The sequence below is a fragment of the Xanthomonas bromi genome (assembly GCF_900092025.1).
In the GTDB taxonomy this organism is placed as follows: domain Bacteria; phylum Pseudomonadota; class Gammaproteobacteria; order Xanthomonadales; family Xanthomonadaceae; genus Xanthomonas; species Xanthomonas bromi.
Window position 1 is genome coordinate 33956 of record NZ_FLTX01000053.1, and the last position, 17077, is coordinate 51032.

Consider the following 17077-nt stretch of genomic DNA (forward strand, 5'->3'; position numbering starts at 1 on the left):
CGATCGCATTCATCGGCACCGGCCGTTGACCGATGCTGCCACTGCATCAAGCACCGGGAGAAATCTGATGAAACCTGCTGCATCCGCCAATCCGCTCACTCGCCCCGTGTCAGTGTCAACTGCGGGCACCCATGAGATTGAGGAAGAAGCTTCCCCGCACACATCGCCCAGTCCTTCGTCTGCGCAGCCCGATGCTGCACTGAGCATGCTCTCGCGCCGCCCGAGCAAGCGCGGCAAGGAGCCCGCAGATGCCGCTGCGCATGCATCCCAGACGGCTAGCCAAGCGAACGTGGTTGATCTGCAGGTGTCCCAGCCTGCAACGTCGTCAAACCCCGCCACGGCGTCGCTGGTGCGACTCAAAGAGCAACTGGCCGCCGACAAGCAGCGGCCGGTCGAGCCGCAATTGGCCGCCGAACTCATCAACAAGGTGAGGCCGATGAAATTGCCGGATGCCACCGGCCCGGAGGAACGCGCAGCAACACACGCGGATCTGTTGGGCCGCATCCGCGAAACGGATGCGATGGCGTGGTACAGGGCGCAGGGATTGAGCGAAAGCGAGGTGTCCAACCTGCGGCGCACCGCATTGCTGTCGGGCATGCCCAACCCCAGTGGCAGTTTTCTCAACAATGCAATGCAGTACATCGTCTCGCCCTGGATCAACTACGCAACCCGTAAGCCCTGGATAGGCGCGGGATTCGGCTTTGGGACAGCGGCCCTCGCCGCGCCCATGAATGCGGCCCAGCAGTCGGCGGTGGTGAGCCTGTGCGAATCCATCCGCGAGCATGGCGGTCACGTCATCGTGCCGGACAAGGCGCAGATCAGCGACAAGCATTGGCTACCGGACCTTGCGAAGGCGCTGGAAAGGCATATCGAAGAATTCGGCGGGTGCTGCGACAGGTTCCGTGAACTCAAGGCCGCCGCAGACCAGAACCCCGCGGCGCCGGCAACTGCCGACTTCATCGCCGCGGCTCACAACTTGCTGCAAGCCGAAACGCGCTTGCATCAGGCACAGCACGACTTTGTCATGACCCAGGGCGCGCACGAACGGCAATGGATGGGTAATCGCTGGCAGGCCGTCCCGCGCATTCTGCGCTCGCCATTGGCGGGCTCGCTGGGCCTGATCAGCAAGACCGGCGCAATGCGGGCGCTGTCGCCGACCGCGCAGACCATCGGTGCCCTGCTGATGACCGCGACGCAGCACGTGGCCGCTGGCTTCGACGAACAGGCAAAACAGGACTACAACAACAAGCTCAATCTGCTGTACGCCGATGTATTGACCGAGACGGGCAAGTCGAAATTTGCACGCGGTGAGGCAGTGGCGGCCGAGGAGATCGATCAGGGCAAATTGCGCAAACTGATTCAATCGCCGACGCAGGCGCTGGTGAAACGCGTCACCAACGGACTGGTGGCGATGGAAAAGGAGATACAAAAAGAACTCAAGGCGGAACAAGAGCGCCAGGCGAAACGCGCCGCGTCGGGTACGCCGCAGGCGACGACGGGCGACGAGGATCTGGATCTGGAAGCGGGCCACGGCGCCGGCCTGGCGAAGAAACTGAAATTGCTGAACCAGGATCTGACCGCCTTGCGCGAAGGCAGGTTGGACGAACTGGAGCCGGACGGCATCGCGGCAAAGTTGCTTCTCGGCGCCGAGAAATCGGTGGTATCGGAGCAACTGATCAACGATATCGTGAAGAAATATACCCCACGCGAGTTCTCGGCACAGACCGCCCAACGCATTGGCCAGATGTTCCATCTCGGCGTGCTGGGCAGCGCGGCCTCCTCGGTGATCGGCAAGGCCAGCTCCGCGGCGCAGGGCGGAACCCGCAACGTGCCGACCGCGCAGACACTGGGGATCTCCGCCCTGTCGGGAGGCATGGCTGCGGTCGGCGCGTTGAATCAGCACACCGCCATCACCGTCAAGAACAATCGCCGCGAAGGCGAGACGGACATCGGATTGAAGCGGCAAGTCTTGCGCGGCGTGATGGGGGGCGCCAGCGAAGCGCTGTCCCAACGGCGGGCGACCAGGGCGAGTCGAGCCATCAATGCGCTGGTGCAAAACAGCGATGTGGAAGCGTTGTTGAGTCAAGCCAAAGCGCTCACCCAGCCATCCGAGGCCTCGTCATCTGCGACGCATGCCACGCCCTCGCTGACCCTGCCGGAGGCGGTGGAACAGCTGCGTCCAGGCGTGGCGTCCACATCGCAGGCGCACGAGGTGATCGTGCAGATCGGAGACGATCGGGCACCGCCGCCTGCCTGATCCGGCGCCCACGATTGCGATGCATCTACTGCGATGCATCAAAAACCACGCAAGCAAACGGGATGGCGCAAGGCCATCCCGTTTTGGATCATCGTCGGCATTCGCGTGCGTCGTGCACGCGGCTGTCTTACTCGGTTAACCCACGGTTTTCCAGCAGCGCCTTGACGCTGGGATCCTTGCCGCGGAAATCGCGGTAGAGCGTGGCCAGATCGACGGTGTTGCCGCGCGAGAGGATCTTGGCGCGGAAGATGTCGCCGTTCTTGCGGGTCAGGCCACCGTGCTCCTTGAACCATTGGAACGCATCGTCGTCGAGCACTTCCGACCAGAAGTACGCGTAGTACCCGGCCGAATAACCACCGCCCCAGATGTGATCGAAGTAGCTGCTGCGGTAGCGCGGCGGCACTTCGGCCAGGTCCACCTTGAAGCGCTTGAGCGCGTCGGCTTCGAACTTGCTCACGTCCTGCAACGGCGCGTCGGCCGGCTGGGTGTGCCAGGCCAGATCCAGCAGCGCCGCCGACAGGTATTCGGTGGTGGCGTAGCCGCTGTTGAAGGTCTTGGCCTTCTTGATCTTTTCCACCAACTCGGCCGGCATCGCCGCGCCGGTCTGGTAGTGCTTGGCGTAGTTGGCGAAGACCTTCGGGTCGGACGCCCAGTGCTCGTTGAACTGCGAAGGGAATTCCACGAAGTCGCGCGAGGTGCTGGTGCCGGCGATCGAGGGGTATTTCACCTTGGATAACATGCCGTGCAGCGCGTGGCCGAACTCATGGAACAGCGTGGTGACGTCGTCGAAACTCAGCAACGCCGGCTGGCCGGCAGCGGGCTTGGTGAAGTTGCAGACGTTGTAGACCACCGGCTTGGCACCGGTGAGGCCGTTCTGCTCGACGAACACGTCCATCCACGCGCCACCGGACTTGCTGTCGCGCTTGAAATAGTCGGTGTAGAACAGCGCCATCGAGGTACCGTCGGCATCGAAGACTTCATACACCTTCATGTCGGCGTGGTAAGTCGGAATGTCGGTGCGCTGTTTGAAGGTGATGCCGTACAGCTGCGTTGCGGCGTAGAAAACGCCGTTCTGCAGAACGTTGTCCAGCTCGAAATACGGCTTGATCTGCGATTCGTCCAGGTCGTACTTGGCCTTGCGCACCTGCTCGGCGTACATGTCCCAATCGGAAGCGGCAAGTTTGAAGCCACCATTCTGCGCGTCGATGACCTTCTGAATCTCGGCCGCTTCGCGGCGTGCCTTGGCAGTGGCGGCCGGCACGGTGTCGGTCAGCAGCTTGAGCGCGGCGTCCGGCGTCTTGGCCATCTGGTCGCCCAGGCTGTAGGCAGCGTAGTTGTCGAAGCCGAGCAGCTTGGCTTTCTGCGCGCGCAGCTGGGCCAGACGCTGGATGGTCTGGCGGGTGTCGTTGGCATCGCCCTTTTCTGCGCGTGTTTCGGAGGCCTTCAACACCTCGGCACGCATCTCGCGATTCTTCAACGACGCCAGCACCGGCTGCTGGGTAGTGTTCTGCAGGGCGAGCAGATATTTGCCGTCGAGCTTGCGTGCCTTGGCGGCATCGGCCGCGGCGGCAATGTCGCCCTCGCTCAGGCCGTCGAGCTTGGCCTTGTCGTCCACCACCACCGCACCGGCAGCCGAAGCGGCGACCAGACGGGTATGAAACTGTGTGGAGAGCGTGGTTTCTTCCACGTTGAGCTTGCGCAGGCTGTCCTTGTCGGCATCGGACAACTGCGCACCGGCGCGCACCAGTTGCTGGTAATCGCGTTCGACCAGGCGCTTCTGCTCCGGGTCCAGGTTCAGTGTGTCGCGCTGGTCGTAGATGGTTTTGACCCGCGCGAACAACTTGGGATCGAGATTGATCTCGTCCTGGTGCGCGGCCATCTTTGGCGCGATCTCTTCCTGGATCTTCTGGCGTGCGTCGCTGGTATCGGCCTGCACCAGCCCGAAGAAAATCCGCGAGACCCGCGTCAACGTTTCACCGCTGCGCTCCATCGCTTCGATGGTGTTGTCGAAGGTGGGCGCTTCGGGGTTATCGGCGATCTTGCGGATGTCGGCCAGATGCAGGCGCATGCCTTCTTCGAAGGCCGGCAGATAGTCGGCGTCCTTGATCTTGTCGAACGGCGGCGCCTGGAAAGGCAGCGTGCTGGCGGTCAGCAGCGGGTTGGATGCAGCATCTGCGGCCGGGGCCGGGGCAGTTTTCTCGGGCACGGTGGTGGACTCCTGGCCGGACGACTCTTTTCCAGAACAAGCAGCCAGTGCCAGGGTGATGGCAGCGGCCAGAACGACGGTACGCGACATGGCGTGTGATTCCTGAGTGGGTAGTGCAGCCAGCTACGCTAGCGGGTTTTGCAGCGGCTGGCATGTGCCGTTGGATTGGTTGGACTGGCGCGGTTGGGGATGGTGCGCGACGCTGGGCAGCATCCGTAGCGCGGGTGGCGTTACGTCGGGGATCGTGGTCGCGCTGGACCGCTGGGAAATCGCGACCGAGCAGGATCGCTACAACGTCTCGTCCTTGAAAATCGCCACATGCGGGGTGCCGTCGGCACCGATCCAGCCGCGGTACATCCCTTCGGTATTGAACGGAAACGCGGCATTGCCCTGCGCATCCAGCGCAATGGCGCCGCCGTCGCCGCCGGCCTTGGGAATGTCCTGATCGATCACGGTCTCGGCCGCCTGTTGCAGCGATTGCCCGGCATATTTCATCCGCGCACAGATGTCGTAGGCCGCCACGGCGCGGATGTAGAACTCGCCCCAGCCAGTGCCGGACACCGCGCATTGGTTGTTGGCATACGTGCCGGCGCCGATGATCGGCGCATCGCCGACGCGGCCGTAGCGCTTGTTGGTCATGCCGCCGGTGGAGGTGCCAGCGGCCAGATGGCCGTCGCGGTCCAGCGCCAGTGCGCCGACGGTGCCGAAATGCTTGGCGGTTTCCAGCTCCAGGTTGGCCTGCGCCTGGCGGTCGCCGGCCTCGGCCTTGAGCGCTTTCTGCAGCTGCTGCCAGCGTTTGTCGGTGCGGAAATAACTCGGGTCCACCAGCGTGATGCCCTGCTCGCGCGCGAATTGCTCGGCGCCGTCGCCGACCAGCATCACGTGCCTGGAGCGGTCCATGACGCGGCGCGCCAGCAGGATCGGGTCTTGACCGTATGCACGCCGGCAATCGCACCGGCCTTGCCGCTGGCGCCGTCCATGATGGCCGCGTCCAGCTCGTTCTTGCCGTCGTGAGTGAACACTGCACCGCGCCCGGCGTTGAACTGCGGCGCGTCCTCCAGCACGGTGATGGTAGCGGCGACCGCATCCACCGCACTGCCGCCGCGGTTCAACACCGCATGCCCGGCGCGCAGCGCGCGTTGCATCGCCTCACGTGCCTGTGCTTGTTCGTCCTTGGAAAGGCTGGATTTCTCCACGCCCGCACCGCCATGGATCACCAGCATCGGCGTGGCTGCGAGCGCGGGGCCGGCGATGAGCAGCAGCGAGAGCGATAGGCACAACGCGCGTGGAGACAGGGCCATCATGCGGTTTCCCGACAGGTGAACATTCGACGACAGATTTACCGGATGCGCCAATCACCGCCAGCGATCCGGCAACCGCGCGCCGCCGGCCTCACAACGTATCGCGATGCTTCCCGCGCCACGGCCGGTACCAGGTGCGGATGGCGGCGATGTCGGCAGCCATGTCGGGCCCGGTCCAGAACGGCTCACCGATACCCACGGTCTTGCTGGGGTAGTCGAAATACACCGGCAGGATCGGCACCTTGGAATCGGAGGCGATCTTCCAGAAACCGGCCTTCCAGTTCTCCACCCGCTTGCGCGTGCCTTCTGGCGTGATCACGTACCACATCTGCTCGGAGTTGCGGATCAGCCGCACCGCCTGGCCGATGGTGCCCTGCGGCGAGCTGCGGTCCAGCGGGATGGCGCCGAGCTTGCGCAGCAGTGGGCCCAGCGGCCACCAGAACAACTGCGACTTGCCGAGCACGCGCACCTCGAAGCCCAGCGCGAACTTGGCCGCAAAGCCCAGGAAGCCGTCCCAGTTGGAGGAATGCGGGGCCACGATCATCACCAGCTTGGGCTCGTCGGGCAGCCGCCCCAACAGGCGCCAACCGGCCACACGCAAGACGGTGCGGCCCAGCCAGCGGATGAAGCGGCCATGGGCACGCGGCATTCGGGGCGGCGATGGCTGCAGCAGGATGTTGGCCTGTGTTACCGGTGGCAACGACGGGTCGGGTTGACTCACACTTACTCCCAGTGGGACGCAGAGCGTCCACGCTTGATATGGCTGCGCTCACGCTTGGCATCCAATCGCCGCAGCTTGGCGCCATGACTCGGTTTGGTGGCGACCCGGCGCTTGGGCACCGACAGGCACGCACTGATGATGTCGACCAGCCACTCGCGCGCATCGTCGCGGTTGCGGTCCTGGGTACGGAAGCGCTGCGCGTCGATCACCAGCACGCCGTCGGCGGTCATGCGGCGGTCGCGCCGCGACAGCAGCCGCGCCCGCAATGGCTCCGGCAGCGACGGCGAGCCGGCCACGTCGAAACGCAGTTCCACCGCGGTGGAGACCTTGTTGACGTTCTGCCCACCGGCGCCGCTGGCACGCACGAAGCGTTCGACGAGTTCGCTGGGCGGAATCGTCAGGCTGGGGCTGATCTGGATCGGGTCGCTGGCCATGTGCGCCGATTGTATCGGCAGCGGCGTGGACGCGCGCGAATGCCGGCTTCCCGTATGCTGCGGCCGGTCTCCCGTTTGCAGGATGCTCCGATGACACCGACTTCTTCGCTCTTTGCCGTGCGTAGCCTCGCTCGCCGGCTGCTGCTGGCCGCCCTGCTGGCCGTGGCCGCCCCGGCCGCATTGGCGCAGGCGCCCAGCGATGCCGACATCAACCGCCTGCTGGCCGCCTCGCGCGCCCAGACCATGCTGGACACGATGCTGCCGCAGATCGAAGCGATGCAGCAGCAGCAATTCGCCCAGCTCACCGCGCAACGCCAGCTCGATGCCGAGCAACAGGCGCAGCTGCAGCGCATCCAGGAACGCACCCGCCAGACCGTGCGCAAGGCGCTGTCCTGGTCGGAACTGCGCCCGATGTACGTGGACATCTACAAGCGCTCGTTCTCGCGCGAGGACGTGCTGGCCATGGCCGAGTTCTACGAGAGCTCGGCCGGCCAGAGCCTGCTGGACAAGACCCCGGCGCTGACCCAGAACCTGATGGGCGCGATCCAGCAGAAGATGCTGCCGCTGTTTGCCGACCTGCAGAAGGATCTGGAAAAGATCGTCAACGAACCTGCTCCGGCCAAGAAGCCCTGATGGGCGGGGAATCGGGATTGGGGAATCGTGAGAGCGTGCTGTGCTGGTGCGTCTAGATCCGTCGTGAAGAGTGGCAAGCGCGTTGCTCGAGAACCTGCCGCCTGATGAGTGGACGACGACTCGCGCATGCCAAGCCCCTCTCCCCGCGGGAGAGGGGGTGGGGTGAGGGTCGGAAGGCGAAGCCCGCGCAGAATGCGAACGCGCATGGCTTCGCTCCGTACCCTCCTTCGCCCTGCGGGGCACCTTCTCCCCAATAAAGGAGGACATGTCCCAGTGTGAGAAGGGAGCGACGGCTTCGGTGATCGCGCGTGTGCTGCGAAAACGACCGCTGCGGAAAACGACCGCTGGTGCTGACCATGCGCCTCGCATGCAGCATGACAGGGCTAGCGTGCCCGCCACGACCCTCGCTTGACTCGGCACGCTTGCGCGGCTGAAGCACCGGCGGAACTGGAGACGGGTGCAGTGCCTGACACGTGGAGCGTTTGCGCGCACAGCGCCCACCCGCCTCGGGTCACGGCCCACCAGCACTATGCCTGTGCCGTCGCCTGCAGCTGCGCCATGTCCCAACCAAACAACGCGCAGGCCTTGGTGAATTCCGCATCCAGCGGCGCGATGACGCTGATACGCCTGCCTTCGGCCGGATGCGGAAATGCCAGGCGTTCGGCGTGCAGCAGCATGCGGTGGATGCCAAGCATGCGGAAGCTGCGGTTGTGGCGTCCGTCGCCGTGGCTGGTGTCGCCGATCATGTGGTGCGACAGGTGCTTCATGTGCCGGCGAATCTGCCGGAAGCGGCCGGTCTGGGGCTGGCAGCGCAGCAGTGCGTAGCGTGAGGTGGCGAACCCGGTGGAAGGAATCTCCAGCTCGCTGGTGGCCAGACGCTGGAAATGCGTCACTGCCGGCTTCTTGACCGGTTTGCCAGGGCCGCCATCCAGATCATGGTCGACGATGAAGCGCTCCTCAGCCGGCCAGCCGCGGCACACGGTCAGATAATGTTTATCCACCTCACCGGCCATCAAGGCCTTGCCCAGCGCACTGGCGCTATCGCGGTCGAACGCCAGCAACAGGCAACCGCTGGTGGCGCGGTCGAGCCGGTGCACCAGAAAGATCGGCTTGCCCAACTGCTCGCGCAGGCGGTCGGCCAGGAAGTCGTCTTCTCCGCGCGCCAGCTTGCTGTCGTGGACCATCAGGCCCGCGGGTTTGTCGACGACGGCCAGGACATCGTCCTGGTAAAGAATCTGCAGATGCTTGGGGGATATGCTCACCGGCGGATTATCCGCATCGCTGACACCGCATGCCACTGCGTCGCGGCGGACATGGGCCCATTGACCACACCCATTGACCACACCGATGTACTGGCGGAGCATGCAGATTCCCCTTCGCGGAGCGTGCCATGCGTCCCTGGCTCCTGCTTTGCCTGCTGGCGGTCGTTCCGCTGGCCCAGGCCTCGAACCTGCCTTACGACGAACACGCAGATGTCAACGTGCAGCTACGCAATGCGCTGGCAGCCGGTAAGACATCGCACAAACCCGTCCTGGTGATCTTCGGCGCAAACTGGTGTCATGACTGCCGTGCGCTGGACACCTCGCTGCATACCGCCAAGAACGCACCACTGATCGATCGGTCGTTCGTCGTGGTCAAGGTGGACGTGGGCAATTTCGACCGCAACCTGGACATCAGCCAGCGCTACGGCGACCCGATCCAGAACGGCATCCCGGCCGCCGTGGTGGTATCGCCCGCAGGCAAGCTGCTCTACACCACGCGTGCCGGCGAGTTGGCCAATGCGCGCAGGATGAGCGACGACGGCATCTACCAGTTCTTCGACCACGTGGCGCACGCCGACCACGCACCTTGATGCAATGGTGTGCAAGGCCGGTGCGCGCGCGGGGCGTGCCGCTGCTGACCGCCAACGCGGTTTAGGGCCTGCCGACCTTACGCGCAGCGTGGCCGGACATGTACCTCTGTCCGGCGCGGTATCGGCATGCGTCGGTGACCCCGCCGTGTCGACGCAACCGGTTGCCGCTGCCAGAGCGCTGCAGCGACTCCTTGCAGACGCTCACCATCACCCGCGTGCGATGGGCTGTCACCGGTGTCCCGCGGCGCGTGCATGGCGAGCCACCACGTCAGTGACACTGATGGGCATGCGTGTCGCGCGCGACGCGATGGCTAGCGACGCAGCCACGCAACCAGCAACGCGGCCGTGCCGGCGCCGCCGCTGATCCAGCTCCACACCGGTACCGTGCCCAGGTACCAGCCATCCGGGTGCAGGCCGTAGAGCACAGCGGCGACCACCAACAACCCGCTGCCGGTGATGGCGGTGACCACGCGCGTCTGCAGCTTGCGTAGGCTCAGGTCCAACGCGCGCAATTCGCTGGAACGGATATCGATCTGATGCCGGCCTTCCACCTGCTGTTCCAACCAACTGTGCACCAGACGCGGCATGTCCGGCGCATGGGTCATGATTTCCGGTAGCCGCTTGCCCAGCTCGCGCAACGCACGGCGCGGGCTGTAACGCTCGCGCAGGATGCGTTCGAGCACCGGTCGCGCCACCGCCCAGATATCCAGCTTGGGGTCGAGCTGACGGCCCACGCCTTCGATGTTGAGCAAGGTCTTCTGCAGCAGGATCAACTGCGGCTGCAGCGTCAGCTCATAGCGCTGGGCCACGCGGAACAATTTGATCAGCACCTGCGCCAGCGAAATTTCCGACAGCGGCCGGGTGAAATACGGCTCGCAAACCGAGCGCGCGGCCGCTTCCAGTTCGTCGATGCGCACGTTGGACGGCATCCAGCCCGCCTCCACGTGCAGCTCGGCCATGCGTCGGTAATCCTTGTGGAAGATCGCCATGAAGTTCTCGGCCAGGTAATACTGATCCTCCTGCGAGAGCTGGCCCATGATGCCGAAATCCAGCGCGATGAAACGCGGATTGAGGCGGCGCTCCGGATCCGAATCGACCCAGATGTTGCCGGCGTGCGCATCGGCGTGGAAGAAATTGTCGCGGAACACCTGCGTGTAGAACACGCGCACGCCCTTGGCTGCCAGCGCCTTGCGATCGATGCCGGCGGCATCGAGCTTGGCGATGTCGTCGGAGGGAATGCCGTACACGCGCTCCAGCGTGAGCGCGCGCTCGGCGGTGTGCGACCAGATCACTTCCGGTACGTACAGATCGTCCGAGCCTTCCCAGAACCGACGCAGCACGCTGGCATTGGCGCCTTCGCGTTGCAGATCGAGTTCGGCCGACAGCGTGCCTTCGATCTCGGCCACCACCTCGCGTGGACGGATCTTGTCGGCACGCGGATGGGTACGTTCCACCAGCGTGGCCAGCGAGTGCAGCAACGCGATATCGGCATCGATCTGGCGCTCGATGTCCGGGCGCAGCACCTTGACCACCACCTCGCGGCGCACGCCGTCGGCATCCGGCGGCAACGTGGCCGCATGCACCTGCGCGATCGAGGCCGAGGCCAGCGGCACGGTGTCGAAGCTGGCAAACGCCACGCTCACCGGCAGGCCGAGCGCGCCTTCCACGATCAGCCGCGCGGCCTCGCCATCGAACGGCTTGACCCGGTCCTGCAGCAAGGTGAGTTCTTCGGCCACATCGGCGGGGATCAGATCGCGACGGGTGGAAAGAATCTGCCCGAACTTGACGAAGATCGGCCCCAGTTCCTGCAGCGCCAGCCGCAACCGCGCACCACGCGATTGCGCGGCGATTTCGGCGCTGGCACGCGGCACGAATGGCTTGGCCAGGCGCAACCAGCGCTCGGCCGGAGTACCTTCCAGCAAGGCATCCAGGCGGTAACGCAGAATCACCCGGCCGATGCGGCTGGCCCGCAGGATCGCCTTCATGCCGCGCCCCCACTCGCGCGCAGGCGGCTCACGCGCGCGGCCAGCCGTTCGACGTCGTCGCGTAGCTCGTCCACATCGTCGTGGAAGGCGTCGAGTTCGGCGCGTGGCACCACATCGCGCGATTCTTCGGTGACGAATTCGGCCGCGCTGTGCGCCAGATCCACTGCGCTGCGACGCGCCTGCTGCAGCGCTGCACGCACCCCACCGGCGATCTGCACGCCGAGGATCTCGCCGAACACCGCCACGAACGGCAGCTGCCAATCCGGGTCGAAGCGACCGGCCAGCTGTTGTAGCTGGCGCGCCAGCTCGGCATCGCCAGACACCTTGAGCCGGCCAGCCGGCGCACCGCTGCGACGTGCGTTGGCCAGGAACGGCAGTTGCCCGAGCAAGCCGGCCAGGCTGCTGCGCACTGCAAGATCGGGTTCCTGCGCCGGATCGACCGGACCGACCAGCAAGCGGCGCTCGTGCACGCGGATCTGCAGGGCCAGCGCGGGCGCGTCCAGGGTCAGCGCGATGCGCTGGCCTTCCAGCGGCAGCAGGGCGTCGCGGGTATCCGGGTCCAGCGCCAGCGCACGGTTGAGCGCTGCCTGCAGGGCCTGGCCGGCGAGCGGCTTGAGTGAATTGAAGAGTGATCCGGGCATGCCTGCATTCTACCGTCCCTGCATGTCGCAGCTGCTTGACGACGCTGTGGCAGCACTGACTGGCGTTGCAGCACTTCCTTCGGTACGCATGCCACGGGCATCCTGGCGCCTTCCATTGACGATGGCAGGAGCGGGCAATGCGCAAGATTCGGGTCGGCCTCATCTTCGGCGGCAAATCGGCCGAGCACGAGGTCTCGTTGCAATCGGCACGCAACATCCTGGATGCGCTGGACCCGCAGCGCTTCGAGCCGGTGCTGATCGGTATCGACAAGCAAGGCCAGTGGCACGTCAACGACCCCGACAGCTTCCTGCTGCATGCCGACGACCCGGCACGCATTGCGCTGCATCGCAGTGGTCGCGGTGTGGCACTGCTGCCAGGCGCGCAACAGCAGCAGTTGCGCCCCATCCAGCCGGAGCAGGCGCTGGCGCAGATCGATGTGGTGTTTCCCATCGTGCACGGCACGCTGGGCGAAGACGGCTCGCTGCAGGGACTGCTGCGCATGGCCAACCTGCCCTTCGTGGGCTCCGGCGTGCTCGGCTCGGCGGTGGCGATGGACAAGGACATGGCCAAGCGCGTGTTGCGCGATGCCGGGCTGGCGGTGGCACCGTTCGTCTGCTTCAACCGCCACACCGCCGCACAGGCCGATGTGGATGCGTTGATCGCACAGTTGGGCTTGCCGCTGTTCGTCAAACCGGCCAACCAGGGCTCGTCGGTCGGCGTCAGCCAGGTGCGCACGGCAGACGCGTTCGCCGCTGCACTCGGCTTGGCCTTGGCCTATGACCACAAGGTCTTGGTGGAAGCGGCCATTGCCGGGCGCGAAATCGAATGCGCCGTGCTCGGCAATGCCGCACCCCAGGCCAGCGTGTGCGGCGAAGTGGTGGTGCACGATGCGTTCTATTCGTACGAAACCAAATACATCAGCGACCACGGTGCCGAGATCGTGATCCCGGCCGCCATCGATGCGCAGACCCAGCAGCGCATCCGGCAGATCGCGGTGCAGGCGTATCAGGCACTGGACTGCGCAGGCATGGCGCGCGTGGATGTCTTCCTGTGCGCAGACGGACGCATCGTGATCAATGAGGTCAACACGCTGCCGGGCTTCACCCGCATCAGCATGTATCCGAAATTATGGCAGGCAAGCGGGCTGGACTATCGCAGCCTGATCACGCAATTGATCGAACTGGCACTGCAACGCCACGCCGACGATCGCCTGTTGCGTAGCGCGGTCGAGCCACACTGATGGCGCTGCCGCAGTTGCGCGCCGTACAACCGCACGACCACGCCGGAGTGCTGGCGCTCGCTCATGCGCATGCCGCCGAATAGTCGTTGCCCGACGTCGACGGCCTGACTGCCTTGCTGCAGATCGCCTGACACGCATGCATGCCACATCGGCTGAGTGCCTGCTGCGTGCGCTGGATCAAGACGCGCCGTATGCCAACGCGCGCTTGGTCTGGAGGGCCGCTCGCTTTGCACGGCTTGTGTTTGTCGATCGCATCGTCATTGCCGCGCACGCACGTCGGGGTGGTATTGCCACGCGGCTATATGACGGACTCATCCGAAAAGCAGGTGCAACAGGACAGCTGCCATTCGTGTGCAAGGTCAATGTGATCCCTGCCAATCCCAGATCGCTCACGCGGCATCGCCGCTGCGCTTCGTTGCGATCGGCGATGCAGTGCTGGCCAATGGCAAGTAGGTGCAATATTTGGAAAAGCGCCTGTCGCCGGCGAAACCTTGTTTCTATCCCGCCGTAAACGCACATGGCCCGCTTCCTTGCGAAAGCGGGCCATGTAGCGCCGATCAGCAGCGCCGCTGCCGTGACGTATCGCGTTTAAGCGTTACACCTTGCCGCGACGGAACATCGAGATCACTGCCAGGATCAGGAACACCACGAACAGGATCCAGGCGATGTTGGTCGCCGCGCCGGCGATACCACTGAAGCCCAGCACAGCAGCGATGATGGCGATGACGAAAAAGATGATGGCGTAATGCAGCATGGCAAGGGTTCCAAAAGTTGTCGTGCCGAATCGGCGCAGACGTATCTTGAGGATGTGCCGGTCTTTAGCGAGTGACGGGGATGTCGTTGGAAGATGAGGATCGCAGCCGTTGCAGGCCTTCTTCGATGCTGATGCGCGGCACATAGCCGAAATCGCGACGTGCTGGTTCCATGCTGTACCAATGCGGCGTACACAACTGTTCTACCAAGAACCGCGTCAACGGCACTTCGCCTGGCAGACGCAACAGTGGCCACAGCGTTTCGCATACCGCACCGATGCGATACGCGGTCTTGAACGACAGCGAGCGCGTCACCGCGGGCGCATCCACCGCTGCGAGCAAACGATTGAGCAACTCGCGCATCGGCAACGGTTCGCCGTTGGAAATGAAGTACGCCTTGCCTGCGCAGGCAGCGCCGACTGCCAGGTGCTCGAACGCATCGAAATGCGCCTGCGCGGCGTTGTCGATGTAGGTGCTGTCGACCAGGTTGCTGCCGTCGCCGACCATGCGCAGCCGTCCGGCACGCGCACGCGCTGCCAGACGCGGCACCAGGTGATTGTCACCCGGCCCCCAGATCAGGCGCGGACGCAACGCCACCGTCGCCAACTGGGCATCGTTGGCCGCCAGCACTGCACGCTCGGCAATGGCCTTGGTTGCCGCGTAGGCGGCGCGCAGATTGTCGCCATACGGCACTTCATCGGCACCGAGCCCTTCCACCGGATTGGTGGCGCGATGGGTGACGCTGGGCGTGGAGGTGTAGATCAGCCGTGGCACGCCATTGACGCGGCAGGCGTCGAGCACGTTCTGCGTGCCCACGACATTGGCTTGGTGATAGCTGTCGTAACTGCCCCACGCACCGGCCTTGGCGGCATTGTGGAACACCGCATCGATGCCGGCGAAGGCATGCCGCACCGCCTGCGGGTCGGCCAGGTCGCCGCGGATCTGGCCCACGCCCAGCGTCTGCAACACCGGGTAATCGCCGCGCTGGAAACTCACCACCGCGTGCCCGCGCGCGCGCAGGCCGCGGCACAACGCCTGGCCGAGAAAGCCGCCACCACCGGTTACCAATACCTTCATCGCACCAGACCTCGCCTCTGAGGGACGACACCATAGCCGGCCACACCCGACTTGGCGATCCTGCGTGGACACGCGGCCGTGCAGTCTGCCGTCTGAAACCAGGAGCTACCAACGAACGACTGTGCTTACCGCCAGGCAGGCGTGTCCGGTGCTCGGAACCGACCACTCGCACACTGCCATTTCTGAGTGCGCCATCCACGCTCGCCTGACGACTGCGCGCTACCTGTTGTTAGCCGCTCTTATGCAGCTGCTGCGCCACCCACACCGCCAGCGTCTCGCGGCCGATCTTGGCGTTATGGCGGATATCCACCGGGAAGCCTGGATGGCACAGGAAATCGGCGATGCCAGCGGTCAGTGGATGTGCCGCAGCGGTAGTGCGCAGCTGCTGCCTGAAGTCTTCCTGTTCCCTTGGACTGGACATCCAGGCGTAGGCGTCCGGTTCGTAGCACAGCACCGGACGCTGCCGGCCCATCTCGCCCAGGCCCACCAACGCGCTGCGCCCCATCCCCGGTAACGCATTGAAGATCTGCTCCACCTGCTCGGTGTACATCGGGCCTTGCGCGGTCTCCACGCGCTGGGTCTTGCGCCCACAGAACCACAGGCGTCCTTCGGCATCGAAGTAACCCACATCGCCCATGCGGTGCACGATGCGCTCGCTGCCATCGCTACGGCGCTCGCGAATCTTGGCGATGCGCGTGGCCGCATCGCGGTTGAAATAGGTGTCGGTGGTGGTGGGGCCAGCAACGGTGATCTCGCCGACCTCGCCCATCGCCAGCTCGCGCACGCCGCTCCAGTCGGCAATGGCCGCATCGTCAATCGCAATAATGCGCACCTCGTTGGGCGGCACGACATGGCCCACGCAGGTGCCGGCACCGGTTTCGGTGGCGGCGCGCGTCGCTTCCAGGGTGCGCCCTTCGATCGCGGCCACCGGCAGGCACTCGGTGGCGCCGTACGGGGTCCAGAACTGCGCATCGGCCGGCAGCAGCGCGCGGATCTTCGCCACCACATCCGGCGGCACCGGCGCACCGGCGGAGGTGGCCAGGCGTACGTTGGGAAGCGGCTGCCCATCGTCGGCCAGCACGCGCATCAAGGCGGGCGAACCGAACAACTGGGTGACACCGAAGCGCGCGATCGCATCATGCAGCTTGCGCGGATCGGCGCTGCCCGGGCGCGTCGGGTCCATGTCCGGAATCACCGAGGTCAACCCCAGCGCCGGGTCGAACAAGGCGAACGGGGGAAACGTCGGCAGATCCACGCCACCGGGCTGCATGTGAAACGCATTGCGCAGCAATTCGATCTGCCCGACGAAATGCCGGTGCCGGTACACCACACCCTTGGGCACACCGGTGGAGCCGCTGGTGAACAGGATCGCCGCGACATCGTCGGGCGCGGTGTCGGCCAGTTGGCTGCCGGCGCCGGCACCATCGCGCTCCACGCGCGCCAGCGTCACCCCACCCCAGCCGTAACGTCCGCCGACGGTGACAATCTGCTTTGCCGAGCGCGCCCAGCGCAGCAGGCGCCGCGCCAGTTGCGCCAAAGGAATACCGATAAATGCCTGTGGCTGCGCTTCATCCAGGCACTGCTTGAGCGCACGTTTGTCGATGCCCGGATCCACCAGCACCGGCACCGCGCCAGCCTTGAACAAAGCGAACATCAGCAAAAAGAATTCCGGCGACGGCCGCACCATCACCACCGCACGTGCACCGCGCCCGATGCCGTGGCGTGCCAGACCGGCGGCGATCGCATCGCTGCGCGCGTCCAGCTCGGCATAGCTCAGGGTCACATCGTAGGCAGCAAACCCGTTGGCACCCCGACCGCCCGGGCAGCGGATGGCGATCTGATCGGGGCGCTCGCGCGCCAGTTGTGGGAGGGTGGCGGCGATATTGCAGAGGGTCGTCATCTGCGCATTATTACCCATGCGCCAATGGCGCCGACCGTTTGCAGTCGGTTTAGAGGAAACCTGAGAACGCTGCAGCG

General features: G+C 65.1%; 13 protein-coding genes and 2 pseudogenes. 5 read left to right on the forward strand and 10 right to left on the reverse strand.

The features are described 5' to 3' along the window. Positions 1-67: 67 nt before the first annotated feature. The gene (xopN, locus tag XBLMG947_RS16285) at positions 68-2257 is read left to right on the forward strand and encodes a type III secretion system effector XopN (protein WP_065469671.1); all 2190 of its coding nucleotides are present in this window, start codon (positions 68-70) and stop codon (positions 2255-2257) included. 127 nt (positions 2258-2384) lie between these two features. On the opposite strand, the gene dcp is transcribed toward xopN, so the two are convergent. Next, positions 2385-4553, reverse strand: a complete 2169-nt coding sequence (dcp, locus tag XBLMG947_RS16290) for a peptidyl-dipeptidase Dcp (RefSeq protein WP_065469672.1) — start codon at positions 4551-4553, stop codon at positions 2385-2387. A gap of 112 nt (positions 4554-4665) precedes the next feature. On the opposite strand from dcp, the pseudogene pyrE reads away from it, so the two are divergent. Beyond that, positions 4666-4794 (forward strand): annotated as a pseudogene (gene pyrE / locus XBLMG947_RS24150) (orotate phosphoribosyltransferase); the annotation flags it as partial. Here the strand turns inward: pyrE and XBLMG947_RS16295 are convergent. The 3 genes and pseudogenes from XBLMG947_RS16295 to arfB all read right to left on the reverse strand — a co-directional run bounded on the left by XBLMG947_RS16295 (position 4752) and on the right by arfB (position 6919). Continuing rightward, positions 4752-5767 (reverse strand): annotated as a pseudogene (locus tag XBLMG947_RS16295) (isoaspartyl peptidase/L-asparaginase family protein). The pseudogenes pyrE and XBLMG947_RS16295 overlap by 43 nt on opposite strands. Before the next feature lie 88 nt (positions 5768-5855). Further along, entirely contained in the window at positions 5856-6485 is a 630-nt protein-coding gene (locus XBLMG947_RS16300) for a lysophosphatidylcholine acyltransferase (RefSeq protein ID WP_065469673.1), read from the reverse strand. Positions 6486-6487: 2 nt separating this feature from the next. After that, on the reverse strand, positions 6488-6919 hold the full coding sequence (gene arfB, locus XBLMG947_RS16305; RefSeq protein ID WP_065469674.1) for an alternative ribosome rescue aminoacyl-tRNA hydrolase ArfB: 432 nt from the start codon (positions 6917-6919) through the stop codon (positions 6488-6490). A 54-nt stretch (positions 6920-6973) separates the two neighbouring features. On the opposite strand from arfB, the gene XBLMG947_RS16310 reads away from it, so the two are divergent. After that, positions 6974-7552, forward strand: coding sequence for a DUF2059 domain-containing protein (locus XBLMG947_RS16310; protein WP_065469675.1), 579 nt, complete (start codon positions 6974-6976; stop codon positions 7550-7552). 527 nt (positions 7553-8079) lie between these two features. Here the strand turns inward: XBLMG947_RS16310 and XBLMG947_RS16315 are convergent. Then, a complete protein-coding gene (locus tag XBLMG947_RS16315) occupies positions 8080-8850 on the reverse strand; it encodes a pseudouridine synthase (RefSeq protein ID WP_065469699.1) in 771 nt (256 codons plus the stop codon). 92 nt (positions 8851-8942) lie between these two features. Between XBLMG947_RS16315 and XBLMG947_RS16320 the strand changes: the two genes are divergently transcribed. After that, positions 8943-9404: a thioredoxin family protein gene (locus tag XBLMG947_RS16320; protein WP_065469676.1), complete on the forward strand. Its 462-nt coding sequence runs from the start codon at positions 8943-8945 to the stop codon at positions 9402-9404. Between the two features lie 311 nt (positions 9405-9715). On the opposite strand, the gene ubiB is transcribed toward XBLMG947_RS16320, so the two are convergent. Continuing rightward, positions 9716-11389 (reverse strand): ubiquinone biosynthesis regulatory protein kinase UbiB, encoded by a 1674-nt coding sequence (gene ubiB / locus XBLMG947_RS16325; protein ID WP_065469677.1) that lies wholly within the window; start codon positions 11387-11389, stop codon positions 9716-9718. Then, positions 11386-12030, reverse strand: coding sequence for a ubiquinone biosynthesis accessory factor UbiJ (locus tag XBLMG947_RS16330; RefSeq protein ID WP_065469678.1), 645 nt, complete (start codon positions 12028-12030; stop codon positions 11386-11388). Before XBLMG947_RS16330 ends, ubiB begins: the two co-directional genes overlap by 4 nt. A 137-nt stretch (positions 12031-12167) precedes the next feature. On the opposite strand from XBLMG947_RS16330, the gene ddlA reads away from it, so the two are divergent. Continuing rightward, the gene (ddlA, locus tag XBLMG947_RS16335) at positions 12168-13271 is read left to right on the forward strand and encodes a D-alanine--D-alanine ligase (RefSeq protein WP_065469679.1); all 1104 of its coding nucleotides are present in this window, start codon (positions 12168-12170) and stop codon (positions 13269-13271) included. A 595-nt stretch (positions 13272-13866) separates the two neighbouring features. Here the strand turns inward: ddlA and XBLMG947_RS16345 are convergent. From XBLMG947_RS16345 to oleC, 3 genes are all read right to left on the reverse strand, one after another. Next, positions 13867-14025 carry a DUF1328 domain-containing protein gene (locus tag XBLMG947_RS16345; RefSeq protein ID WP_003468167.1) on the reverse strand — a complete coding sequence of 53 codons (159 nt, stop codon included), beginning with the start codon at positions 14023-14025 and terminating at the stop codon, positions 13867-13869. Positions 14026-14089: 64 nt separating this feature from the next. Further along, positions 14090-15100: a 2-alkyl-3-oxoalkanoate reductase gene (gene oleD / locus XBLMG947_RS16350; RefSeq protein ID WP_065469680.1), complete on the reverse strand. Its 1011-nt coding sequence runs from the start codon at positions 15098-15100 to the stop codon at positions 14090-14092. A 229-nt stretch (positions 15101-15329) separates the two neighbouring features. Continuing rightward, positions 15330-17000 (reverse strand): olefin beta-lactone synthetase, encoded by a 1671-nt coding sequence (gene oleC, locus XBLMG947_RS16355; RefSeq protein ID WP_065469700.1) that lies wholly within the window; start codon positions 16998-17000, stop codon positions 15330-15332. Between the last annotated feature and the right edge of the window lie 77 nt (positions 17001-17077).